Origin of the sequence: Synechococcus sp. R55.4 (assembly GCF_047461935.1) — a bacterium.
Lineage (GTDB): Bacteria > Cyanobacteriota > Cyanobacteriia > Thermostichales > Thermostichaceae > Thermostichus.
Window position 1 is genome coordinate 21,930 of record NZ_JANSIF010000014.1, and the last position, 20,359, is coordinate 42,288.

At 58.2% G+C, this 20,359-nt stretch carries 16 protein-coding genes; 7 read left to right on the top strand and 9 right to left on the bottom strand.

Annotated elements, in window-relative coordinates; translation table 11 throughout:
* Positions 1-70: 70 nt before the first annotated feature.
* Positions 71-1,144 carry an OmpA family protein gene (locus NW842_RS05055; RefSeq protein ID WP_414374270.1) on the bottom strand — a complete coding sequence of 358 codons (1,074 nt, stop codon included), beginning with the start codon at positions 1,142-1,144 and terminating at the stop codon, positions 71-73.
* 353 nt (positions 1,145-1,497) lie between these two features.
* On the opposite strand from NW842_RS05055, the gene NW842_RS05060 reads away from it, so the two are divergent.
* Positions 1,498-1,788, top strand: a complete 291-nt coding sequence (locus NW842_RS05060; protein WP_414374267.1) for a hypothetical protein — start codon at positions 1,498-1,500, stop codon at positions 1,786-1,788.
* Positions 1,789-1,891: 103 nt separating this feature from the next.
* Here NW842_RS05060 and NW842_RS05065 read toward each other — a convergent pair whose 3' ends face one another.
* From NW842_RS05065 to NW842_RS05075, 3 genes are all read right to left on the bottom strand, one after another.
* Complete coding sequence (locus NW842_RS05065; protein ID WP_041436260.1) at positions 1,892-2,095, bottom strand: hypothetical protein; 204 nt, start codon at positions 2,093-2,095, stop codon at positions 1,892-1,894.
* Positions 2,096-2,273: 178 nt separating this feature from the next.
* On the bottom strand, positions 2,274-3,677 hold the full coding sequence (locus NW842_RS05070; RefSeq protein ID WP_414374264.1) for a 1-acyl-sn-glycerol-3-phosphate acyltransferase: 1,404 nt from the start codon (positions 3,675-3,677) through the stop codon (positions 2,274-2,276).
* Between the two features lie 140 nt (positions 3,678-3,817).
* Complete coding sequence (locus NW842_RS05075; protein WP_011432404.1) at positions 3,818-4,270, bottom strand: AbrB family transcriptional regulator; 453 nt, start codon at positions 4,268-4,270, stop codon at positions 3,818-3,820.
* Positions 4,271-4,532: 262 nt separating this feature from the next.
* Here NW842_RS05075 and NW842_RS05080 point away from each other — a divergent pair, with 262 nt between their 5' ends.
* A complete protein-coding gene (locus NW842_RS05080; protein WP_414355635.1) occupies positions 4,533-4,778 on the top strand; it encodes a hypothetical protein in 246 nt (81 codons plus the stop codon).
* 145 nt (positions 4,779-4,923) lie between these two features.
* On the opposite strand, the gene NW842_RS05085 is transcribed toward NW842_RS05080, so the two are convergent.
* Entirely contained in the window at positions 4,924-7,689 is a 2,766-nt protein-coding gene (locus NW842_RS05085) for a cation-transporting P-type ATPase (RefSeq protein ID WP_414355636.1), read from the bottom strand.
* A gap of 377 nt (positions 7,690-8,066) precedes the next feature.
* On the opposite strand from NW842_RS05085, the gene NW842_RS05090 reads away from it, so the two are divergent.
* Positions 8,067-9,419 carry an FAD/NAD(P)-binding oxidoreductase gene (locus NW842_RS05090; protein WP_414374260.1) on the top strand — a complete coding sequence of 451 codons (1,353 nt, stop codon included), beginning with the start codon at positions 8,067-8,069 and terminating at the stop codon, positions 9,417-9,419.
* Between the two features lie 54 nt (positions 9,420-9,473).
* On the opposite strand, the gene NW842_RS05095 is transcribed toward NW842_RS05090, so the two are convergent.
* On the bottom strand, positions 9,474-11,072 hold the full coding sequence (locus tag NW842_RS05095; protein WP_414417596.1) for a serine/threonine-protein kinase: 1,599 nt from the start codon (positions 11,070-11,072) through the stop codon (positions 9,474-9,476).
* Between the two features lie 81 nt (positions 11,073-11,153).
* Positions 11,154-12,395, bottom strand: coding sequence for an HhoA/HhoB/HtrA family serine endopeptidase (locus NW842_RS05100; RefSeq protein ID WP_414374254.1), 1,242 nt, complete (start codon positions 12,393-12,395; stop codon positions 11,154-11,156).
* 192 nt (positions 12,396-12,587) lie between these two features.
* Here NW842_RS05100 and NW842_RS05105 point away from each other — a divergent pair, with 192 nt between their 5' ends.
* The 3 genes from NW842_RS05105 (at position 12,588) to glgP (ending at position 17,216) form a co-directional block, all read left to right on the top strand.
* Positions 12,588-13,121 (top strand): nucleoside deaminase, encoded by a 534-nt coding sequence (locus NW842_RS05105; RefSeq protein WP_414417605.1) that lies wholly within the window; start codon positions 12,588-12,590, stop codon positions 13,119-13,121.
* Positions 13,122-13,383: 262 nt separating this feature from the next.
* On the top strand, positions 13,384-14,568 hold the full coding sequence (locus tag NW842_RS05110) for a SpoIID/LytB domain-containing protein (RefSeq protein WP_414417597.1): 1,185 nt from the start codon (positions 13,384-13,386) through the stop codon (positions 14,566-14,568).
* Between the two features lie 446 nt (positions 14,569-15,014).
* Positions 15,015-17,216: an alpha-glucan family phosphorylase gene (glgP, locus tag NW842_RS05115; protein WP_414417598.1), complete on the top strand. Its 2,202-nt coding sequence runs from the start codon at positions 15,015-15,017 to the stop codon at positions 17,214-17,216.
* Positions 17,217-17,319: 103 nt separating this feature from the next.
* Here the strand turns inward: glgP and ftsH are convergent, their stop codons facing one another.
* The gene (gene ftsH / locus NW842_RS05120) at positions 17,320-19,236 is read right to left on the bottom strand and encodes an ATP-dependent zinc metalloprotease FtsH (RefSeq protein WP_414349995.1); all 1,917 of its coding nucleotides are present in this window, start codon (positions 19,234-19,236) and stop codon (positions 17,320-17,322) included.
* A gap of 260 nt (positions 19,237-19,496) precedes the next feature.
* Here ftsH and NW842_RS05125 point away from each other — a divergent pair, with 260 nt between their 5' ends.
* Entirely contained in the window at positions 19,497-19,970 is a 474-nt protein-coding gene (locus NW842_RS05125) for a hypothetical protein (protein WP_011432275.1), read from the top strand.
* On the opposite strand, the gene NW842_RS05130 is transcribed toward NW842_RS05125, so the two are convergent.
* Positions 19,967-20,227 (bottom strand): ferredoxin-thioredoxin reductase variable chain, encoded by a 261-nt coding sequence (locus tag NW842_RS05130; protein WP_414416427.1) that lies wholly within the window; start codon positions 20,225-20,227, stop codon positions 19,967-19,969. The genes NW842_RS05125 and NW842_RS05130 overlap by 4 nt on opposite strands.
* Positions 20,228-20,359: the final 132 nt, after the last annotated feature.

Below are 20,359 nucleotides of genomic sequence, written 5' to 3' on the forward strand. Positions count from 1 at the left end.
AGTTCGCCACAGCCGCAGTGTCCAGACTTTCGGCGATGCTTGCCCTGAGCCAAAACTCAGAAACTCTCCCCTAGGGGATTTTGCCACCGGCCAGATCCACCAACTCCACGCGGCGATTTTTTGCTCGGCCCTCCTCGGTGGCGTTGCTGGCAACGGGAGCCGAAAACCCCACGCCAACCGGATAAAGGCGGCGCTGCTCGATACCCAGCTGAACCAACCGGTTGACAACCGCCTCGGCCCGGCGCCGCGAGAGACCCAGATTATAGTCGAAGCTGCCGGTCGCATCGGTATGACCGACCACGAGGATGCTGAGGTTGGTGCGCTCGCGCATCAGCTTGGCGATCTCGGCAAGGGTGGGCTCGGCAGCCGCTTCAATCTGATCCGAGTCATAGGCAAAGAGAATGCCGTAGAGGGCGATCCGGCCATCGCGGCTGATGGCTTGATCGATCTCGCTGCTTGTAATGCTTTCAACCAGCTCCAGGCGTTGCTGGCGGGGCTTGACATCGACGACATCCACTCGCCCCAGAGTAATCCCGGTCGGGATCGGTCCACTGCCGCGGGTGACCTCCCAGTCATCGGTATTGACCACAAAGTAGGCGCTCACGAATCGCTCATCGCCTTCGGGGGACTTGCCACGTGCGGCTAAATAGGCAGCAGTGTTTTCTCTGGCGTTTTGAAACGGCCACTGGGCCCGTTCTTCCGGCGTGCTGTAGGTGCCCTTCATATCCAGGATCTCGTCAGCAATCTGGTTGTTGTAGCCGAGGGTCTCAATCTCCTCCCCCAAGCCGGAGAAGAGGATCTCAAAGCCAGACTCTTTCAGTTCGGTTTCGTAGTTGAGCAGCGCCTCAAGAGGGGCAACCCGCTCCGGCAGTCGGTAATAGGTCGTGATGCGACGCCCTTCGACAGTTTGAGACCGGTACGGCTGCACAGCTCCCATCGCGCCACTGAAGACGATTTTTTCAAGGGCCAACTTAAAGCGGTCGTAATCGGCCCGCGATTGAAACACAATGCTGGATCCTGCGAAGCGCTTAAGCCCTGGGGGATCCGCTGTCCCTGGCAGATCGGCCCGAGCTGGCCCCGCCTGGACAAGCAGCGCTGTTAGCACAGCGAAGGCAAAACGCTGTAAATCTGCGCGAAAAGACATAGCCACTCCCTAGTTTTTCCAAAATCTTTACGGGGCCAATGCCTAGAAGCTTAGCTCAGAAATGCAAAGGGATTAAGGGCAAACCTTTCTTTTAGTGTGTTAGTTTACGAACCATTGTTAGTACTTAGGATATGAAGCACTTAAAAATTAAGAGAAAATGCTAACCCGTAGTCGAGCTGAATATTCGAGACAATGCTCTGGCGCTCCCAGCTACCAAGGCGAACTCAAAAAGCGTTCATAAGCATTCATACCCTTTGTAACAGATTGCAAGCAAACCTTCACAAACAGATCACTGCACCTGAGCCAGAGTTAGATTTTCTACAGGAGCAGAACCGGGAAGTGCCACCCTTACCTTGGTTCAGTTCGACTCCCAGGATCCCTATGAAGTCATTCACCGCTTCAAGCCAATTGCCGAGGTCCCTGAGCTGACCCGCGAGACCTACGTGCCGCGAGCTTCTACTCCCTTGCTGGATGCCATGGGGCGCGGCATCATCGACCTAGAAAAGAGCCTCAGCGAACTCAGCGAGGCAGATCGCCCGGCCAAGGTTATGATGGTTGTGGTAACCGATGGGCAAGAGAATGCCAGTCGCGAGTTCCGCAAAGAGCAAATTGAGAAGATGATCAAGGGCAAGGAAGAAAGCTAATCCCTCTGCGGATAGGGCTTTGTGGGCAGGTTGACACAGGAAGCCCCTCGGATCCAGGGAAAGGGGAAGTATCGCAATGACCTCTGGGCCAGGGGGGATCCCTTCAGCGCCGTCGTCTGGAGCAGCGACGCAGTAACCAACTGGCGGCGGCCCGGTCGCCTTCATCCCATGCCAACCGCTCCACGGCCACCATCACCATCGAGGTGATTACAGCTTCACTTAAATGGCGAGAACGCAAGTGCTGCACGGCTGAAGTGGCGGCCTCTAGGTCGCGTCTGCGGATGGCGCGGAGCAGCTCATCAGACATAGACCAAGTCAACGAGCCTCACTTCCTTTCTGCCCCCTTTCTACCCCAAGAGCCAGAAACTTCCCCTTTCCTTCACCTGCTTGTCAGATAATGCAAAAGTTCGTTTTACTTTCACGAAATATCTCACAAAATGTCTTAGGAATTGTTATACTTTTTGCCCCTGAGCCGACTAGGCATGTCAGACAGCAGGGAGGACCGCAGGGGAGCACGGGATCCCTTTGATAAGCCGCTCCATTTCTGCTTGTAAATCTTGGGTGAGGGCTTGTACGGCTTGTCGGCGGTTGGCCTGGTAGGCGGGCCAGCGTTCGGAAACCGAGAGGGGATCCCCAATGCTGAAACGCGCCAGGCGGGGGCCCAAGCGGGGGGGAGCAGTTCCGACGGGATTTTCTCCTTTGATCCAAGCCAGCAGACTCCAGAGGCGCAGGGCGGTTTCCGCCAACTCGTCTAGACTTAGACTGGGCTGCTCGGGCATGGGGCGCACCGCAAACACCATCAAGGTTTCCGCCAAGCGCATGTGCCAGAGGTGAAAACTGGCCTCAGCAGCCACTCGATTGGCCAGCCCCCTTTCCAAAGCCGAGAGAGCAGCAATATCGGCAATATCTTCGCGGTAGATCCAGGCCCAGCCCGCCTGTTCGATGCGGTGCCGCCGCTCGATGAAGTCTCCTTGAGGCTCCAGACCAAAATGCTGCTCGGCCACCCGCAGGGCCAGATCTGACAAGCTTTGAAGACGCGCCAACAGATCCCCCTCTTTAACCTGGGCTCTATCTGCAGCAGGAAGAGCAGGGGCATAAAAGCGCTCATAGAAGGTCTGCATGACCTGGAGCAGGTGTTCTCCCAAGCGAAGGATACGGGCCAGCAAAAAGGCTTGACCGGCGTGAGCCGAGCGCGTGGGCGGCAGCTTGCAATCGGCCTCCATGCGGCTGAGCAATCTATTCAGAGCGGCACTGGGATCCCGCAGGTAGGAATAGCGAAGGCCTACCGGCAAGATCAGCACCTGCTCTGGCCGTCCCGCCTTGTGCAGATCCTCCACCGCCCAAAAGCTCATCTGGGCTACCCCCGGCTCCAACGGGTTGAGAAGACTGCTCATACCGTTGATCGTTCCTTCTGGAGCTACCGCCAGCGGATATCGGCCCGATACAAACTGCTCACGAGAACTTTTTAGCCCTGCCCGATCCAGACGGCCTCGCAAAATCGGGATCCCACCCAAGCGCGGCAAGCCCCAACGGGCAACGGATCCCAGCCACAGAGGTAGGCCGCGGTCGTAGACAAACAAAACGTGGGGCCGGCCCCGAAAGCGGATCCCCTGGCGTTGGGCCACCTGCGGCAGGAGATGGGCAAACAAGTACATCAAGCAGGGGGGATCATCGAGGGTCGGGTGTCGAAACGCCACCAGCAGGCGAATCTTGCCCGCCTCAAACTGCTGATAAAGCTGAGCCAAACGCTCTCCCCCCTCTACTTCAACGCGAGGGATCCCTTTGGTCCATCGCAACCAAAAGGGCAAGCCTGCTTGAGCGAAATGAACGACCCAAGGCGTCAATCGCGGCGGCAAAAACTTGAGGGGTGGCTGAACCCTCTGTTGCATAGGGATCCTTATCTAGGGTCAGCAAGATCGGTGAACCTAGGCTTTGGATCCCATCTTAAAGAGGGCAAGGCAAGAAGAAAGCCACACAGTGACAGTTCGTCAACTGGATCCCTTCTCCTCACTCCCGGCCCGGCAGCGGCTCAAGCCCCAGCAGTTTTTTTCCGGCGACCGCGAGTCGCTTTGGGGGAAGCTTCTTTACTTGGGGTTGACTCCTCCACCACCTGGCCGTTTAGCACTTGCTTGAGGTGAATGTGCTTGTAACCTAGCTGAATCTCAAACTCATCCCCGGGTTTGAGATTCATTTTTTCGGTGTAGGCCGACCCAATGATCAACTGCCCATTTTTGTGGACGCTGACTCGAAAGGTTGGTTCACGACCGCGCTTGTCCCGGCTGGAACTTGGGCTGAGACTCAGACCTTTTGCCGCCAGCACCGCGTCATAGAACTCATTCAAGTTGACGCGAGGCTTGTTGGTCTTGGTCATGGTTACATAGCCACATCGCTTTGCCGTTTCTCGGCGTGGAAGATGCCCCAACGCTTCGACCTTCTGGAGCAGAGCCTTCCCGGTTAAAGGTTGTGGTGGTATATCTGACATTTTTTAATGTCCTACATCCTTCCCCTAAGATCATAGCCTTATGGTGTACCCCTGCAACCGAAAGTCGGAGGCTTTTTTGAAGACAGGTTTTTCTCCTGTTCCTTGAGCCGGCAGCTCGGAAGGAAAAGCCTCTTCTCACTCAAGAGATGTTCCCGCTCTTGCCAAAAGGTGATGGAGGCAAAAAGAACTCAAGCGCTGAAGGCTGCTGGGGTTTGCGTGGAGGGAGCTGACAAAAGATTGCCGTTGGAATAGGGGTGGTGCCGTGGCGCAGATGCAATTGACCGCCTTTGAGAGGGGAAAGCAATTGAGACTTCACCCCATGGCCGAAGGCGCGCAGGGGATAGGCATTGCTTGGAGACAACCTCATCCTCACTCGTCAGGTGCCCCGAACTCTGATCACGTCTTCTGCAACTTCCGCCAGAAAACAGGCTCGACTTTCCAAAAAACCGCCGCTGAGATGGTGATTGCCTTGCGCAAATCGGTCGAAAAGACAGCCAGAGCGGTGTGAAGCTGGATGCCATCAGACCTAGGCCAGCAGGCATTTTTATCTCTTGGCAGAGGCCGGCTACATCTGAGTAATGGCTGAGGGATCCCCTCTTCGGCACTTCTTCAGATGGGAGCGCAGTGAGCGCGAGTTGCCCAAAGCAAGTTATTCATTCAGGATCCACTCGATTGGCTACCGCTGAGACAACGATGAGTGGCAAGCTCACCAGCAAACAAAAGCCCCATTGCTCCCAAGACAGGGGTGCTGTGTCGAAGATAATGTTGAACAAGCTCCACTGGCTGAAGAGGATCTGCAGCAGGATGGCCGCCCCAATGCCGATGGCAATGGCTGCTGTATCCATGAGGCGCTCATGGTGCTCCAATTGGCTGGCACGTCCACGGCCCAACAGGGTAGGAATGGCCTGGCTGAGGCTGAGCAAGTAGAAGATGCGCCCGATCACCAACGCTTGGATGGCCATGGTGCGGGCCAGGTTAAGGTTGCCGGTGGTTTGTTCGATGTATTCAAAAACCCCGAAGATCAAGATCCAGTTGAACACGGACACCAGCAGGATGCGCTGCAGCAGCCTAGGAGAGAGCAAGTTGGCGTTCGGATCCCGCGGCGGGCGAGTCATCTCTCGGCCTGTGCTCGGCTCAAAGGCAAGAGGCACCGTCATGGTGATGGAGTTGATCATGTTGAGCCACAACACCTGGATGGCCAAAATGGGCAGTTTGCGGTTGAGGAGGACGCTGAGGAGAAGGGTCATTGACTCCCCTCCGTTCACCGGCAGGATGAAGGCAATGGCTTTGAGCAGGTTGTTGTAAACCGTGCGCCCCTCCTCAACGGCTGCCTCAATGGAGGCGAAGTTGTCATCGGTCAGGATCATGTCGGCAGCAGCTTTGGCCACTTCGGTGCCGCCTCGCCCCATGGCAATCCCCACATCTGCTTGCTTTAGGGCCGGAGCGTCGTTGACGCCATCGCCGGTCATGGCCACGATCTGCCCCCGCGCTTGCAGAGCTTCCACCAGGCGCAGCTTTTGCTCTGGCACCACCCGTGCGAAGACGGATCCCTCATTGGCGGCTGTAACAAACTTCTCGGGGCTGAGCCGCTCCAGATCCTGGCCGCTATAGGCTTTGACTGGTTTGCCACCCCCCAGGCCCATCTGCTCGGCAATGGCTTGAGCCGTGAGCACGTGGTCGCCGGTAATCATCTTCACCTGGATCCCAGCTGTTTGACAGGAACGCACGGCGGCAATGGCCTCTGGCCGCGGCGGGTCAATCATTCCCTGCAAACCGAGGAAGATTAAACCCTCCTGCAGATCTGGGTGATCCACCCGAGTTTGGCTGCTGGGGACGGTTTTTTGGGCAAAGGCCAGAACTCGCAGCCCCTGCTGTGCCAAGGCCTCCACCTGCTGGCGAATCCGCTCCTCTTCCAGAGGCTGGATCTCCCCCTGGGATCCCATCTGGCTATGGCAGCGGGACAAGAGAGCCTCTACGGATCCCTTGACGTAAATGCAATGCTCCTCCGGCCCCAATCTGTGTAAGGTAGCCATGTACTGAAACTCGGATTCAAAGGGGATGCTGTCCAGGCGAGGGCGGCGGCGCTGCAGTTCTTCCAGATCCAGACCCCCCTTCTGGGCTGCCACAATGAGGGCAGCTTCGGTGGGATCCCCTACCACCTCCCACTGGCCGTTGTCTTTGGGTTGCAGACGGGTGTCATTGCAGAGGCAGCCGGCCAAGAGACAAGCCTGTAACGCCAGCAGCCGCTCCACTTCCACTGGATCACCCCCCTCCTGGGCCAGGATTTGTCCCTGAGGACTGTAGCCACTGCCCGTAACTTGGTAGAGCTGGGATCCGGCGTAGATGGCCTGCACCGTCATCTGGTTTTCCGTGAGGGTGCCGGTTTTGTCAGAGCAGATCACCGTGGCACTGCCCAGGGTTTCCACTGCCGGTAGCTTGCGAATAATGGCGTGGCGTTTTGCCATGCGGGAAACCCCAATCGCCAAGGTTACAGTGACTACCGCCGGCAAGCCTTCGGGGATAGCACTCACCGCCAGCGCCACTGCCGCCTCAAAGACACTGGCCGCCCCCTGTCCCTGAGCCAATCCCACCAAAAAGGTGAGCCCGGCCAAGCTGAGGATGATCCTGAGCAGCATGAGGCTGAACTCCTCGAACTTGCGAGTCAGGGGGGTTTGCAGGGATCCCCCCTTTTCGACCAACTCCGAGATACGGCCTGTTTGAGTCTGGTTGCCAATGGCCACCACCACCCCCGCTCCTTGGCCGAAGGTAACAAAGCTGCCGGCATAGGCCATGTTCTGGCGGTCCGCAAGAGAAGTCTCCTCTGGCAGGGATCCCAGCCGTTTTTCCACCGGCACCGACTCTCCGGTCAGGGCCGATTCATCCACCTGCAAGTTGCGCACGCTCAGCAAGCGCAGGTCGGCGGGTACCTTATCTCCCGAGCTCAAGAGCACCACATCCCCCGGCACCAGCTCCCGCGAGGGCACCCGCAGTTTTTGCCCCTCCCGGATGACCGTGACCTCCGTCACCACCGACTGGGCCAGAGCGGCAATCGCTTCCTCCGCTTTGGACTCCTGGATGTAGCCGATGAGAGCGTTGATTACCACCACCGCCCAGATCACGATGGCATTGCGCCAGGATCCCAAGAACGCCTTGACCGCCCCGGCAACCATCAAGATGTAGAGCAAGGATTGGTTGAACTGCTGCAGAAACTTCACCCAGGCCGGGGTAGCTGCCTTGGCCTTTAGCTCGTTGGGGCCATATTGCTTCTGCCGCTGGATCACCTCAGCTTGAGACAGACCCCGTTCCAGAAGCGCCGCCAGAGGCAGATCCACTGCAACGATTTGGCGGGCAACTTCCTCTTCGGGCAGGGCGTGCCAGGGAGCAACCGGCAATGAGCCAGCAGGGATGGATTTTGCCATCGTGATGAAGGTCTCCAGTTGAATCGCAACAGAACTTGAAGGCCAGCCGTGAACCCAGCGGCAAATCCTTCGTACAGTCCACAGCCTAGCGGATGCTGCTCATCCTCCGAGATGCCACTGCTGCCACCAGCGTCAACAAAGCCTAAGTCCCAGGCTAAGATTTGCCTCAAATTCTCGACAGCTTGAAAAAATGGCTATATTCTTATCGGGTGTTATGATTACGCTTGTTTCCCAGCTGCAACTCCTGAAGGCTGGCAATCTGCAGAGTCTTCTACGGATTGCCAGTTCGGGGTTGTTGGCTGTCATTTAACAGGTTCTTCCGCATTAAACTAAACAGCTTCTTGAGCTCAAGTTCAGTTCTGTTTGAGGAAACTGCTGTGTCAACGACTACTAAGCCAATGGAACTCAAAACCCAATCCCCACCCGCCTCCACCCAAACGAACGGGCGCCCTGGCGTGGAGGGATCCACCTCCAGAACTTCGCAACCTGTCATTCACCATCAAATTGTTGTAGTGGGAGGAGGGGCTGCCGGCATCAGCGCAGCGGCCCAGTTGCTGGAGCGCAAGCGCAATCTTGATATCGCGATTGTCGAGCCCTCCGACAAGCACTACTACCAGCCCGGCTGGACATTGGTAGGGGGAGGTATTGCCCCCCTGGCCAAGTTTATCCGGGACGAAAAAACAGTGATCCCCAAGGGAGCCACCTGGATCCAAGCACGCGTGGCGGAGTTAGATCCGGATCACAACCGCGTGATCACAGAGAGCGGGCAGATCATTCAGTATGACTACCTCATCGTTGCCCCAGGGATCCAAATCGACTGGCACTTGATCGAGGGCTTGCCGGAGGCGCTGGGCAAAGGAGGAGTAACCAGCAACTACTCCAAGGACTACGCCCCCTACACTTGGGAGACCATCCGCAACTTCAAGGGGGGAACAGCCATCTTCACGTACCCGGCTACCCCAATCAAGTGCGGTGGCGCCCCCCAAAAAATCATGTACCTGGCCGACGATGTCTTCAAAAGCAAAAGTGGGGTTGGCGTCAACACCAAGGTTCTCTTTTGCACAGCCACTCCCACTCTCTTTGCCGTGCCGGAGTACAGTGCTGCCCTGGAGAAGGTGGTAGAGCGGCGAGGGATCCAGGTGAAATTCAAGCACAACCTCAAAGCCATCCGGCCTGAGACTCAGGAAGCCATCTTTGAAGTCACCACCGACAATGGCAAAGAAGAGGTGAGCCTGCACTACGACATGATCCACGTGGCTCCGCCCATGAGCGCTCCGGACTTTGTCAAGCGCAGCCCCCTGGCCGGGCCGGGAGGATGGGTGGATGTGGATAAGGCAACGCTGCAGCACACCCGCTACCCCAACGTGTTTTCCTTGGGAGATGCCTCTTCTCTGCCAACGTCCAAAACGGCGGCTGCCGCCCGCAAGCAAGCGCCGGTACTGGCCGAAAATCTCTTGGCTGCCATGCAGTCCAAGCCCCCGGTGGCCCAGTATGATGGCTACACCTGTTGTCCCCTGATCACAGGCTATAACTCCCTAATCATGGCGGAGTTTGCCTACGGGGGGAAACTGGCTCCCTCCTTCCCGCTGGATCCGACGCGGGAGCGCTACTCCATGTACCTAGCCAAGGTGCATCTATTACCCTGGCTCTATTGGAACCGCATGCTCAAGGGCAAAAAGTTTGAGGCAGACATCTTCAAGCCCATCAACAAGCTGGTGCACCGCTACTAGGGCTTTCTATCCCCTCACTCCCCAGCCCCTCTCCCTTTGGGAGGGGGGAGTTTTTTACAGGCAAGCTTTGAACTTTTTCAATACCGCCCGATCCAGCATCAGCAGCGCCGCACGTAGGCCACCTGAGTAGCCCCAAAAAAAGCCCACCGGCAGATGACCCTTAGGCGCTGCCAGACAGGTTGTGAGCTCCCCATACCCCAGCCAGCGGCCCTGCACCTGCCAGCCGACTCTTTCCCCCATGCAGTCTTCGCGGGGCAAGGCTAAGAAGGAGCCCGAACGGATCCCTCCTCTTCCCTCCGGGTCACACTCCTGCCAAAGTTGCTTCTGGACGGTAAAGCCAAAGCGCCCATGGCTGGCCCGCACCCACAGTTGGTCAATCAGCCGCAGCATGGGGCAGGGGAAGGCCTGAACATCCTTGGGATCAAAAAAGCCCACTTGCGAGCGCCCAGCAAGCTTCAGCATCAGGGCTGTCGTCCAGCGATCCGCCTCCCCCCACTGCCCCGCTCGCAGCCGATCCCACAGACCTTGCAAGGCAGGGGCTGCTTCCCCCACCCACTCTGGCCAAGAGAGAGTTCCGGGCAGGGATCCCTCTCGACTTCCCTGCCCTTCTGGACAGACTTCCGGGAAAATCAGGGATCCGGGCCCTGTCTCTCTTTTCACCGTCGGGGGGGTGGGAGGTGCCACCAGTTGCTCTAGCTCTTCCGCCGAGTGCCGGGACAGGAGCTGTTCCAGCTCGTCTTGGGGTTGTGGAGGCTGGGCCAAGATCTGCTCCAGCTCCCTCAGCTCTTGGGTGCGGATGGCTGGCTCAAAAGCAACCGGCTTCCTCCCTTGTTGAGAGGCTTCTGCCGGTAACAGTGCCAGCCACTCGGCCATGGTTTGCGGGCGCTCTTCTGGGTGGAGAGCCATCCCTTTGAGAATGGCAGCCTCCACAACCTCGGGAATGTTGGGGTTAAGGCTGCGAGGGGTATCCAACTGGCGGCCTGTGGCCCGCACTGGCGCACACATAGGCACCATCCCCGTCAGCGCCGTGTAGAGGGTTGCTGCCAAGGCGTAGACATCGGTGAAGGCGCCGCGGCGGCGCAAGCTGTCGTATTGCTCTAGAGGAGCATAGCCATCGGTGCCGTAGGAGGTGTGGCGTTGGATCAGACCTTGGGTGTAGCCGCGAGCTAGGCCAAAGTCGATCAAAACTGCCTGCCCGGATCCCTCCCGCACCATGATGTTGGATGGCTTCACATCCCGATGCAGGATCCCCTGTTCGTGCAAGGCCATCAGGGCGGATCCCACCTCCTGCGTCAGGCGCAGGGCTTCCGGCAGGGGCAACGGCCCTTTTTGCCGCAGAAGCTGGTGCAGAGTCTGGCCGCGGATGTACTCCATCACAATACACCAGCGCTCCTGCTCCCAAATCACTTCTTCCACCTTCACCACATGGGGGTGGCGGCAGCGGGCCAGTTGCAGCGCCTCATTCATGAAGTTCTGCTGGAAGTGGGGATAGTCGGGATCCTCACGAAGGCTGTCGTTCAAAACTTTGATAACCACCTGGTCGGCACGAACGCTATCCCAGGCCCGGTAGGTGATGCCGAAACCCCCCTCCCCCAAAACGGCCTCGATGCGGTAGCGTCCCCCTTGCAATTGTTCACCAACTGCCCAAGCCATATCTGACCCCCGCCTCTAGGGCCATTGTGTCACGGGGATCAGTAACACGGGGATCAGTAAATTGACGGCACATAAAACTGCTTAGAAGTCTACGGGCAGCACTCCAGTTTTCACCTGGAAGGTGCGCGCCTGTCCATTTCGGATGACCCGCAGCGTCAGCGTATTGCCCACCCCGGCGGCTTCCACCAACTGCTGCACCTGCTCGGCATCGCGGATGGCCTGCCCATTGATTTCAGTGATCACATCCCCCTCCCGCAAGCCAATCTCCTCAGCCGGGGATCCCGAAATCACCTGCCCGATCAAAACCCCTTCTTCCACCGTCAGCGTGGTGGGGCGAGCGGGGTCGCGGTTGAGGCGGGCCACAATGTCGGGGTTGAGGGTGATCATGCGAATGCCCAAGAAAGCGTGCTCTACCCGACCATTCCGGATCAATTGCTCGGCAATGTCCATGGCGCGGTTGATGGGGATGGCAAAGCCCACACTCTGGGCCCGCTGGAAGATGGCCGTATTCACCCCAATCACGCGGCCTTCCGCATCCAGCAGTGGGCCACCCGAGTTGCCGGGGTTAATGGCCGCATCCGTTTGCAGGAAAGTCACCCGCTTGTTGACAGCCCCAATTTGCCCGGAGGAGCGCCCAACAGCGCTGATGATCCCGGCAGTCACGGTATTGTCCAGGCCCAGCGGGTTGCCAATGGCAATAGCCCAATCCCCTGGTCGCACCAAGTCAGAGTTGCCCAAAGTAACCGTGGGCAGATTCTCCCCCTCAATCTTGATCACCGCGATATCGGTAACCGGATCTGAGCCCTTCACCTCTCCTTCAAAGGTGCGCCCATCCAGCAGATGAACCCTGACTCGCTCGCTGCCTTCCACCACATGGGCGTTGGTGAGGATCAGGCCACTGGCGTCGATGATAAACCCCGATCCGGTGCCTTCTTGCCGAAACTCCTGCGGCAACTGCGGTAGTTGATCCCCAAAGAAGCGGCGAAACAGGGGCTGGTTGAACAGTTCTGGGTTGACCCCCCTCGACACGGTGCGGGTGGCATCGATGCGCACCACCGCTGGGCCGACCTTTTGGGCAACGGCGGCAATAAAATTAGAAGGCCGGACGGCATCGGCGGGAGGGGCAGAATTCGCAGCCTCAGGGCGGGACTCAGACCAGGGCAAAAGGGATCCTACTCCCTCACCGGCCCGTCGCGTCCAAGTGACCAGAGGAGTTTGCTGTAACCACTCCTGCCCCGCTCGAGACGATAGCCAGACCCCACCTGCGACGCCTCCACCAAACAGAGCCATCGCCAAAAGTGTATGCCGTAGAATCCGCGCCATGATCCCTCCCAAAGCTAAGCCGTATCGCCAAGACTCAAAAGGCGTGAACCCGCTCCCCCGACTTACGCCATCAAGACCCAGTTCACTCCTGGTCTATTCTATCTATTCCTACTCTTTACTTTTGGATGTTCGGGGTATGTGTGCTTACCCTAGCAAATCTTGCGGACAGAGGCAGTGCTCGAAACGCCCAAAATGATCGGGGATCCGAGCGAGCTCCATTCCTCCGAGCCGCAAGGGCGGGATCCGTGGCAGCGCCACCGCGCCTGGATGCAGTTGGCCTTGCGAGAAGCTAAGCAAGCAGGAGAAGCCGGAGAGGTGCCGGTGGCCGCTCTGGTGGTGGGGCCAGGGGAAAAGTTGCTGGCTTTGAGCAGCAACCGGCGGGAACGGGATCGGGATCCCACGGCCCATGCGGAGATTCTGGCCCTACGGCAGGCAGGGCAGCGCTTGGGCGATTGGCAGCTGCAGGGCTGTCGGCTGTATGTGACCCTGGAGCCCTGCCCCATGTGTGCGGGGGCAATCAGCCAATCGCGGCTGGCCCAGGTAATCTACGGCGCCGATGATCCCAAGGCCGGAGCACTGCGCAGCGTGCTCAATTTGCCAGCTTCTGCCGCCAGCTTCCATTGCCCGGAGGTCATCGGCGGAGTCTGCGAGGCCGAGTGTCGCCGCCTATTGCAGCAGTGGTTTTGCCGCCGGCGCGGGATCCCCTCTGAGCCGGCTGAATCCTGACCGAGGGACTGGGGGCGGAAAATTCTGGGTTGAAGTCGTGCATCTGCAGGATGTTTTTGATACTGTCATAACGGGTTCGGCTGGCCCTTGCCCGGGATCCCGCACCAGCCTCAAAAAAGGCTTTCCGAGTGCGGGATCTCTTGAGCCCAACGGTGGCCGCTTGGGTTGTTGAGGGTGCGTCGGCCCTATGCCTGGATTCTCAAAACCCGACTTGTCTGGGATCCCTCGCCGGCTGTGATACTCTTTCCCAGAGGATTGGTGTGTGACTATTACCCTCTCCTTTTCTCCTCTCCCATCAGCCTCGATTAGAGGTATTGCCCTCCTGGTTTGGGCTTGGCTGTGCTTAACTTTTCCGGTGCAGGCACGGGTGCTGCTGCGGGTAGGTATTGCCGTCAACAAGTCTCAGGTCACGATCGGCAGCTCTACCGGAGCCCGCATATTGAATGCCCAGGGACAGCCGCTGGCAGAGGTGCAGGCCATGCAACCGCTGCAGGCCAGCCGTTCGGGTTCAGCAGTCAGTTTGGCCGGCCAACAGGGAGAACGTCTTTACCTACAGCCCACCACCTCCGATGGGTTAGTGTTTATCGACCAGAATTGGTACCGTGGCTGGGTGGAGTTGATCCCTGGCGAGCGTGGGGTGATTGCCATCAACCAAGTTGGCTTGGAAGACTACGTTTCCAGCGTGGTGGGCAGCGAGATGGGACACCGTTTTCCCATGGAGGCTCTTAAAGCCCAAGCCGTGGCCTCCCGCACCTATGCCCTCTACCACCGCAGTCGCCGTTCCCAGCAGCCTTTTGACTTAGGAAACGGGATTGATTGGCAGGTTTACAAGGGAGTGGCTGCCGAATCCAGCCGTACCCAAGCGGCTGCCCGTGAGACCGCCGGGCAGGTTCTCATCTACCAGGGGCAGTTGATCAATGCGGTTTTCCACTCCTCTGCGGGGGGACATACGGATGATGCAGGCAATGTCTGGTTAGAGTCGCGGCCCTACTTACAGGGGGTGCCGGATTTCGATCAGCACTCACCGGTGTTTAGCTGGACGGCCACCGTTCCTGCCCAACAGATTCAGCAATTGGCTGCCGGGATCGGTGCCATTCGTTCTGTGGAGGTACTGCGCAGCTCCCCGTGGGGACGGGCAATCACGGTGCGCTTGACGGGATCCCAAGGGATCAAAGATCTCAATGCCGGCGATTTTCGTCGGGCTCTAGGGTTGCGCAGCACAAAGATTGCCATTAGTCCACGCGGAGAGGCCGCCACTACAGCCAGCTTGGCTCCTGTGGCAGGGACATTCCCAGCTTTCTTTGAGATTCAGGGGCGGGGCTACGGGCACGGGGTGGGCATGAGCCAGTGGGGAGCGGCTGGGATGGCCAGCCAGAACTACTCCTACCAACAGATCCTCAGCCACTACTACCGCAACACCACCTTGGCAGTGGTGGAAGGACGTTAGGGCTCAACTTCAGGGAGAAGCCAACAAAATCATCGATTGGTAGCAAAAGCGGCTGCAGTTTTTAAGAGCTTATGAGAAGCAGCATTTTAATTGAACCGGAGGGGTTCCCCAAGGGTTCGTTGGGGTTCTGTAGATTTTGTTAACTTTGAGTTAACTCTAACGTTGCACCATCTCTGAAGATAGACGGGCAGCTTCTGCCGGAATCGAAAGCTGGGCTGCCTGTGAACGCTGCTTTTGAAGGCTCCGCGCTGCTATGACAAGATCGAGAGAAGCCTGGGCAAATTTGGGTTACATCCCTGAAGATTTTGTGAAGATTTTGTAGAGATCTTGAATTCCCCTCTCGGGATCCTCAGGATCGGCTCAATAATAATTGAGATACGTTTACCAGCATCGACCTCTACCTCTTCTTTTTCGAGCCCATAACTTTAACCCCAGGTATCTGTCCTATGTCCATTGCCACCTTAGCTCCTGCTTTTCCCGAACGTTGTCCGGTGCTGCCGGAAGCGCTCACGCCCCTGTGCGAGATCGCCCGCAACTATTGGTGGACCTGGAACCCCGATCACCTCACCATTTTCCGGGAAATGGATCCCGCCCTGTGGGAAAAAACCTCCCACAACCCGGTGCGCATGCTGGAGGAGGTTTCCTACTTGCGGTTGGCAGCCTTGGCCACCGATGTGAACTACCTCAACACGTTGAACCGGATGGTGCAGTCCTATCGGAAGTACATGGCGGCTGAGGATACCTGGGCCAAGCGCACCATGAAAACCTACGACTGGCAGCGTCCTATTGCCTATTTCTGTGCCGAATACGGCTTGCACGAGTCTTTGCCCACCTACTCTGGCGGGCTGGGTATGTTGGCCGCCGATCACCTCAAGTCGGCCTCGGATTTGGGAGTGCCCCTGGTGGCCGTCGGATTGCTCTACCGTCAGGGCTACTTCCAACAGCGCCTGGACAACAATGGCTGGCAGGGGGAGCTTTACGAAGACTCTGAGTTTGAGTCTCTGCCGTTGACTCTGGTGCGCCAGCCGGATGGCAGCCCTCTGTTGGTGGAAGTGGCGATGCGGCAGCGGTTGGTGAAGGCGCGTGCCTGGCGGGCGGACGTGGGCCGGGTACCTCTTTTTCTGCTGGACACCGACCTGCCGGAGAACGACCCCATCGATCGCTGGATTACCGCCCACCTCTACGGGGGCAGCACCGATACTCGCATTGCCCAAGAGTGCATCCTGGGTATCGGTGGGGTGCGCCTGCTGCGCCAGTTGGGTTTGGATCCCATGGTTTATCACATGAATGAAGGGCACGCTGCTTTCCTGACGCTGGAGTTGCTGCGGGAGGAAGTGGCGCGGGGCACCCCCTTCGAGACGGCAGAGGCCAAGGTGCGGGAAAAATGTGTGTTTACTACCCATACACCGGTGCCGGCTGGCCACGATGCCTTTAGCCCCAATGAGATGGATGCGTTCTTTGCCTCCTTCTGGCCTCAACTGGGCCTGACGCGGGAACAATTTTTGGCCTTGGGAGCTCGGCGCACCGGGGATCCCTGGGAGCGCTTTAACATGACGGTGCTGGCTTTGCGGTACGCGCGGGCAGCCAATGGCGTAAGCAAGCTCCACGGACGGGTTTCTCGCGAAATGTGGCATGTGCTCTACCCTGAGCGATCGGTGGATGAGGTGCCCATCAGCTCCATTACCAATGGGGTTCACGCCCGTACCTGGGTTTCCCCCCTCTTCTGGAATCTCTACGACCAGTACTTGGGCCCCGATTGGCCGGAGCGGGTGTCAGACCCGGAACTGTGGGCCAAGGTGGAAGAGATCCCAGATGAAGAACTGTGGCGGCGCAAAGAGGCTCTGCGGGAGCGGTTGGTGTCTTTTACCCGCCACCGGGTGTTGCGGGCCCGGCGCAATCGCGGCGAAAGCAACGAGCGCATCCAAGCGGTCAACCAGTTGCTGGATCCCAAGGTCTTGACGATTGGGTTTGCCCGTCGCTTCAGCACCTACAAGCGAGGAGATTTGATCCTGCGAAATCTGGAGCGAATTACCCGCATCTTCACCAACAAAGAGTACCCTGTACAGATTATCTTCGCCGGCAAGGCCCATCCCCGGGATGAAGGGGGCAAGCGCCTGATCCAGCGGGTGGTGGAATGGTCGAACCGGCCTGAGGTGGCCAACCGGGTCGCCTTCATCGAAAATTACGATGCCTATGTCGCTCGCAATTTGGTGCAGGGGGTCGATGTGTGGCTGAACAACCCGCGACGCCCTCTGGAGGCCTCCGGCACCTCAGGACAAAAGGTGGGCTTCAGCGGGGGATTGAATTTGTCGGTGCTGGATGGCTGGTGGCCGGAAGGTTACAACGGTCGCAATGGCTGGGCTATTGGCCAAGAAATCGAAGGTCTGGATCCCGCTGCCCAAGACGACTTGGACGCCAACTCCCTCTACGACTTGTTGGAGTATGAAGTAATCCCCATGTTCTACGACCGGGATGAGAAAGGGATCCCACGTCGTTGGATTGCCCGCATGAAGGAGGCGATCCGCACGCTCAACCCCGTTTTCAACACCGACCGCATGGTGGCCGAGTACGTGCTGAAAATCTACGAGCCTCAGCCCCTGGAAGCAGAGGCGAGCCGGACTTTGTTGGGTTCGGCTGTTGCCGGCTAGGGTGGACTCCCCCTCTCCCAGCGCAAATCATACAAAACATTGGGATCCCTCTCTCCTCAAGAGGAAAAGCAGGGATCCCAAGTTTGCGCTTGGGGAAAAGAGACTAGGCGCTGGCGTTGACGGCCATAGGCAGAGTCAGCGGTTCTGGCTCCTCTTCGGGGGGCAACATCACCACCTCAGAGTTGTCGATGATGGCCTGCAGCTCTTCCCCATCGATGGTTTCGGCCTCTACCAGGCGGCGGGCGATCCGATCCAAGAGGGCGCGGTTTTCCCGAATCAAGTAGGTGGCCCGTTGGTAGGCCTCGTTCACCAGCCGCCGCACCTCTTCGTCAATGAGGGCCGCTGTTTCCTCCGAGAAATCCCGTTCTGCGGCAATTTCCCGGCCCAGGAAAATGTTGGTGTACTGGCGACCTAGGGCTACATTTCCCAGGCGATCGCTCATACCGAAGCGGGTCACCATGTTGCGGGCGATGCGGGCCACCTGCTGCAGGTCACTGGCTGCCCCTGTGGTGATCTCCGACTCTCCATAGACCACTTCTTCGGCCACGCGCCCACCCAAGGCAACAGTCATCATGTTCTTCAGATGGGCACGGGTGGTTAGTCCCATGTCGTCATCGCTGGGCATGAACCAGGTGAGGCCACCTGCTTGTCCCCGGGGGATGATCGTCACTTTTTGGATGGGATCGTAGTTGGGCAAGAGGGATCCCACCAGGGCATGGCCCGCCTCATGGTAGGCCACCAACTCCTTGCGCCGTTCGCTCATCAGCCGATCCTTCTTCTCTGGGCCGGCCAACACCCGATCCACCGCGTCGTTGATCTCGTCCATGGAGATCTCGGTGAGGTTGCGGCGGGCAGCCAGAATAGCCGCTTCGTTCAGGAGGTTGGCCAAGTCGGCGCCGGTAAACCCAGGGGTACGGCGGGCCAATTTCTCCAGATCCACATCGGCAGACAGGGTTTTGCCGCGGGCATGCACCTTGAGGATTTCTAGCCGGCCCTGAAAATCGGGGCGATCCACCGTAACTTGGCGATCGAACCGGCCAGGCCGCAGCAGCGCCGCATCCAGCACATCCGGTCGGTTGGTGGCCGCAATGACGATGATACCGGAGTTGCCCTCAAAACCGTCCATCTCGGTGAGCAACTGGTTCAGGGTCTGCTCCCGTTCGTCGTTGCCACCTCCCAAGCCAGCTCCCCGCTGGCGACCGACTGCATCAATTTCATCGATGAAGACGATGCAGGGAGCATTTTGCTTGGCCTGCTCGAACAGATCCCGCACGCGAGAAGCGCCGACCCCAACAAACATCTCCACAAACTCGGAGCCGGAAATGGAGAAAAAGGGCACACCCGCCTCTCCGGCTACGGCGCGGGCCAACAGGGTCTTACCTGTGCCGGGCGGGCCCACCAGCAGCACCCCGCGGGGAATCTTGGCTCCCAAAGCGGTGAAGCGCTCTGAGTTTTTCAGGAAATCCACCACCTCTGCCAGCTCCAGCTTGGCCTGATCGATGCCGGCCACATCGTTGAAGGTAATTTGGGTTTTCGGCTCCATCTGCACCCGTGCCCTGGATTTGCCGAAGTTGAGAGCTTGGCTGCCTGGGCCATTTTGAGCCCGCCGCAGCAGGAAAAAGAGCCCCAGCAAGAGCAAAACCGGCAGGAAGAAGGTGCTGAGAATGCGCCCAAGTAGCCCCTCCTCTTGAACAGGGCGTACCGCCAGCTCCACCCCGTTGGCAACCAGGGTGTTCTCAAACTCAGGGGTAAGGGGGGGCAGATTCACCTGCACTTGGGTGGCGCGGTTGTTGATTTCTGCCTCGGCAATGGCAACTTGGCGACCATCCGGGGCCGTCTCCACCAAAACTTTGCTGACCTCGCCCCGTTCGACGCGGCTGATCAGGTCGGAGTAGCTGATCTCCAAACGCTCAGCCGGGCGGGTACCCAAGAAGGTGGTGGCTAAAGAGATCAAGACGATGGCCAGTAGCGCATATAACCCCGCGCTTCTCCATTTCTTGTTTTTACCTTTCTGACTCACGGAAGTGTTTCCTCCCAAAGGGTGTTTTTGAATCGAACTCGCAGATGGCGACTTGTGGGTAACAATCTGGGGTCGGGTGGGTTCTTGCAGCAACAGACTGTTAATTAATATTAACCTGACTGAGAGGGTTGCCGGGGATCCCTGCAATTCCCCTCTTCTGGCCGGGAGTTTGGGGATAGGATTGAGAGACCAAGGCTGTGCCGTCAGCCAGGATAGGTGGTGTTTTTTCCACTCTCATTCCAGCTTGCCCAGGGATCCCTATGCTGACTCAACTGCGCGAACTGAGCATCGCTGCCGACGGGCGCTATCTCAGGGATGAAGAGCTGCAGTTCATGGAGACCTATCTAGCCTCCTTTGACCTACGCCTGAGCGCCTATCGCAAGATTCAGGCGGCGGAGGCCCAGATCATCCGGGATGTGGAGATGAAAATGCGCGCGCTGGATCCCTACTTGCTCATGCGAGGGGTGGAAGACTTCAGCAACAAGTGGAAGGCTGACACCGTGCGGGTTTTGCGCCTCTCGGCTTTGGCCATGCTCCTGGACGATGAGCAACGCTACAAAGATCGATTTCTCTACTGGTTCCAGACCTTAATGCGGGCCTTCCGCACCCAACGCAGTTGCGAGGCCACCTATCGCTTCCTACAAGAAGTGATAGCCAATTACCTCACCCCCGAAGAAACCAAGTTGATCAGGCCGATTCTGGAAACCAACCGCACGCTGTTGGGCCTCAACTAGGCAGCCGTCTCAGCAGACTCTCCAGAACCAGCCGACTCCACCACCTCCAGCTCATCAGCCTGGAGATGGGCACGGAACTTGTTGCCAAACTGCACCTGAAAGGGAAAATTGGCGCTGATCGGGCGGCCATTCCAATCTCGAAGCACGGCCTTCAGTTCCCCTTCCATACCTTTGAGGTCAAAAGGTTGATTGCGATGTTCCGGGTGGTGATAGACAATCACGCTGGTACGCACCCGCACCCGATCTCCAACTTTCATGTCTTGCCCTCCTGAAAAGGCAGCATACTGCAGGAACCGACTGGAAACACTCTAACTCAATCTCTAAGCAAGCTTTCCGGATGTGGAGAAGTGTGTGGAAACTGAAACAGTAGTTTGCATTTTTCTCAAGTT

Bases quoted from the DNA above. Each gene is read 5' to 3' on its own strand.
- NW842_RS05055 (WP_414374270.1), bottom strand. From the start codon at position 1,144: ATGTCTTTTCGCGCAGATTTACAGCGTTTTGCCTTCGCTGTGCTAACA.
- NW842_RS05065 (WP_041436260.1), bottom strand. From the start codon at position 2,095: ATGTCTGATGAGCTGCTCCGCGCCATCCGCAGACGCGACCTAGAGGCC.
- NW842_RS05070 (WP_414374264.1), bottom strand. From the start codon at position 3,677: ATGCAACAGAGGGTTCAGCCACCCCTCAAGTTTTTGCCGCCGCGATTG.
- NW842_RS05075 (WP_011432404.1), bottom strand. From the start codon at position 4,270: ATGTCAGATATACCACCACAACCTTTAACCGGGAAGGCTCTGCTCCAG.
- NW842_RS05085 (WP_414355636.1), bottom strand. From the start codon at position 7,689: ATGGCAAAATCCATCCCTGCTGGCTCATTGCCGGTTGCTCCCTGGCAC.
- NW842_RS05095 (WP_414417596.1), bottom strand. From the start codon at position 11,072: ATGGCTTGGGCAGTTGGTGAACAATTGCAAGGGGGACGCTACCGCATC.
- NW842_RS05100 (WP_414374254.1), bottom strand. From the start codon at position 12,395: ATGGCGCGGATTCTACGGCATACACTTTTGGCGATGGCTCTGTTTGGT.
- NW842_RS05105 (WP_414417605.1), top strand. From the start codon at position 12,588: ATGATCGGGGATCCGAGCGAGCTCCATTCCTCCGAGCCGCAAGGGCGG.
- glgP (WP_414417598.1), top strand. From the start codon at position 15,015: ATGTCCATTGCCACCTTAGCTCCTGCTTTTCCCGAACGTTGTCCGGTG.
- NW842_RS05125 (WP_011432275.1), top strand. From the start codon at position 19,497: ATGCTGACTCAACTGCGCGAACTGAGCATCGCTGCCGACGGGCGCTAT.
- NW842_RS05130 (WP_414416427.1), bottom strand. From the start codon at position 20,227: ATGAAAGTTGGAGATCGGGTGCGGGTGCGTACCAGCGTGATTGTCTAT.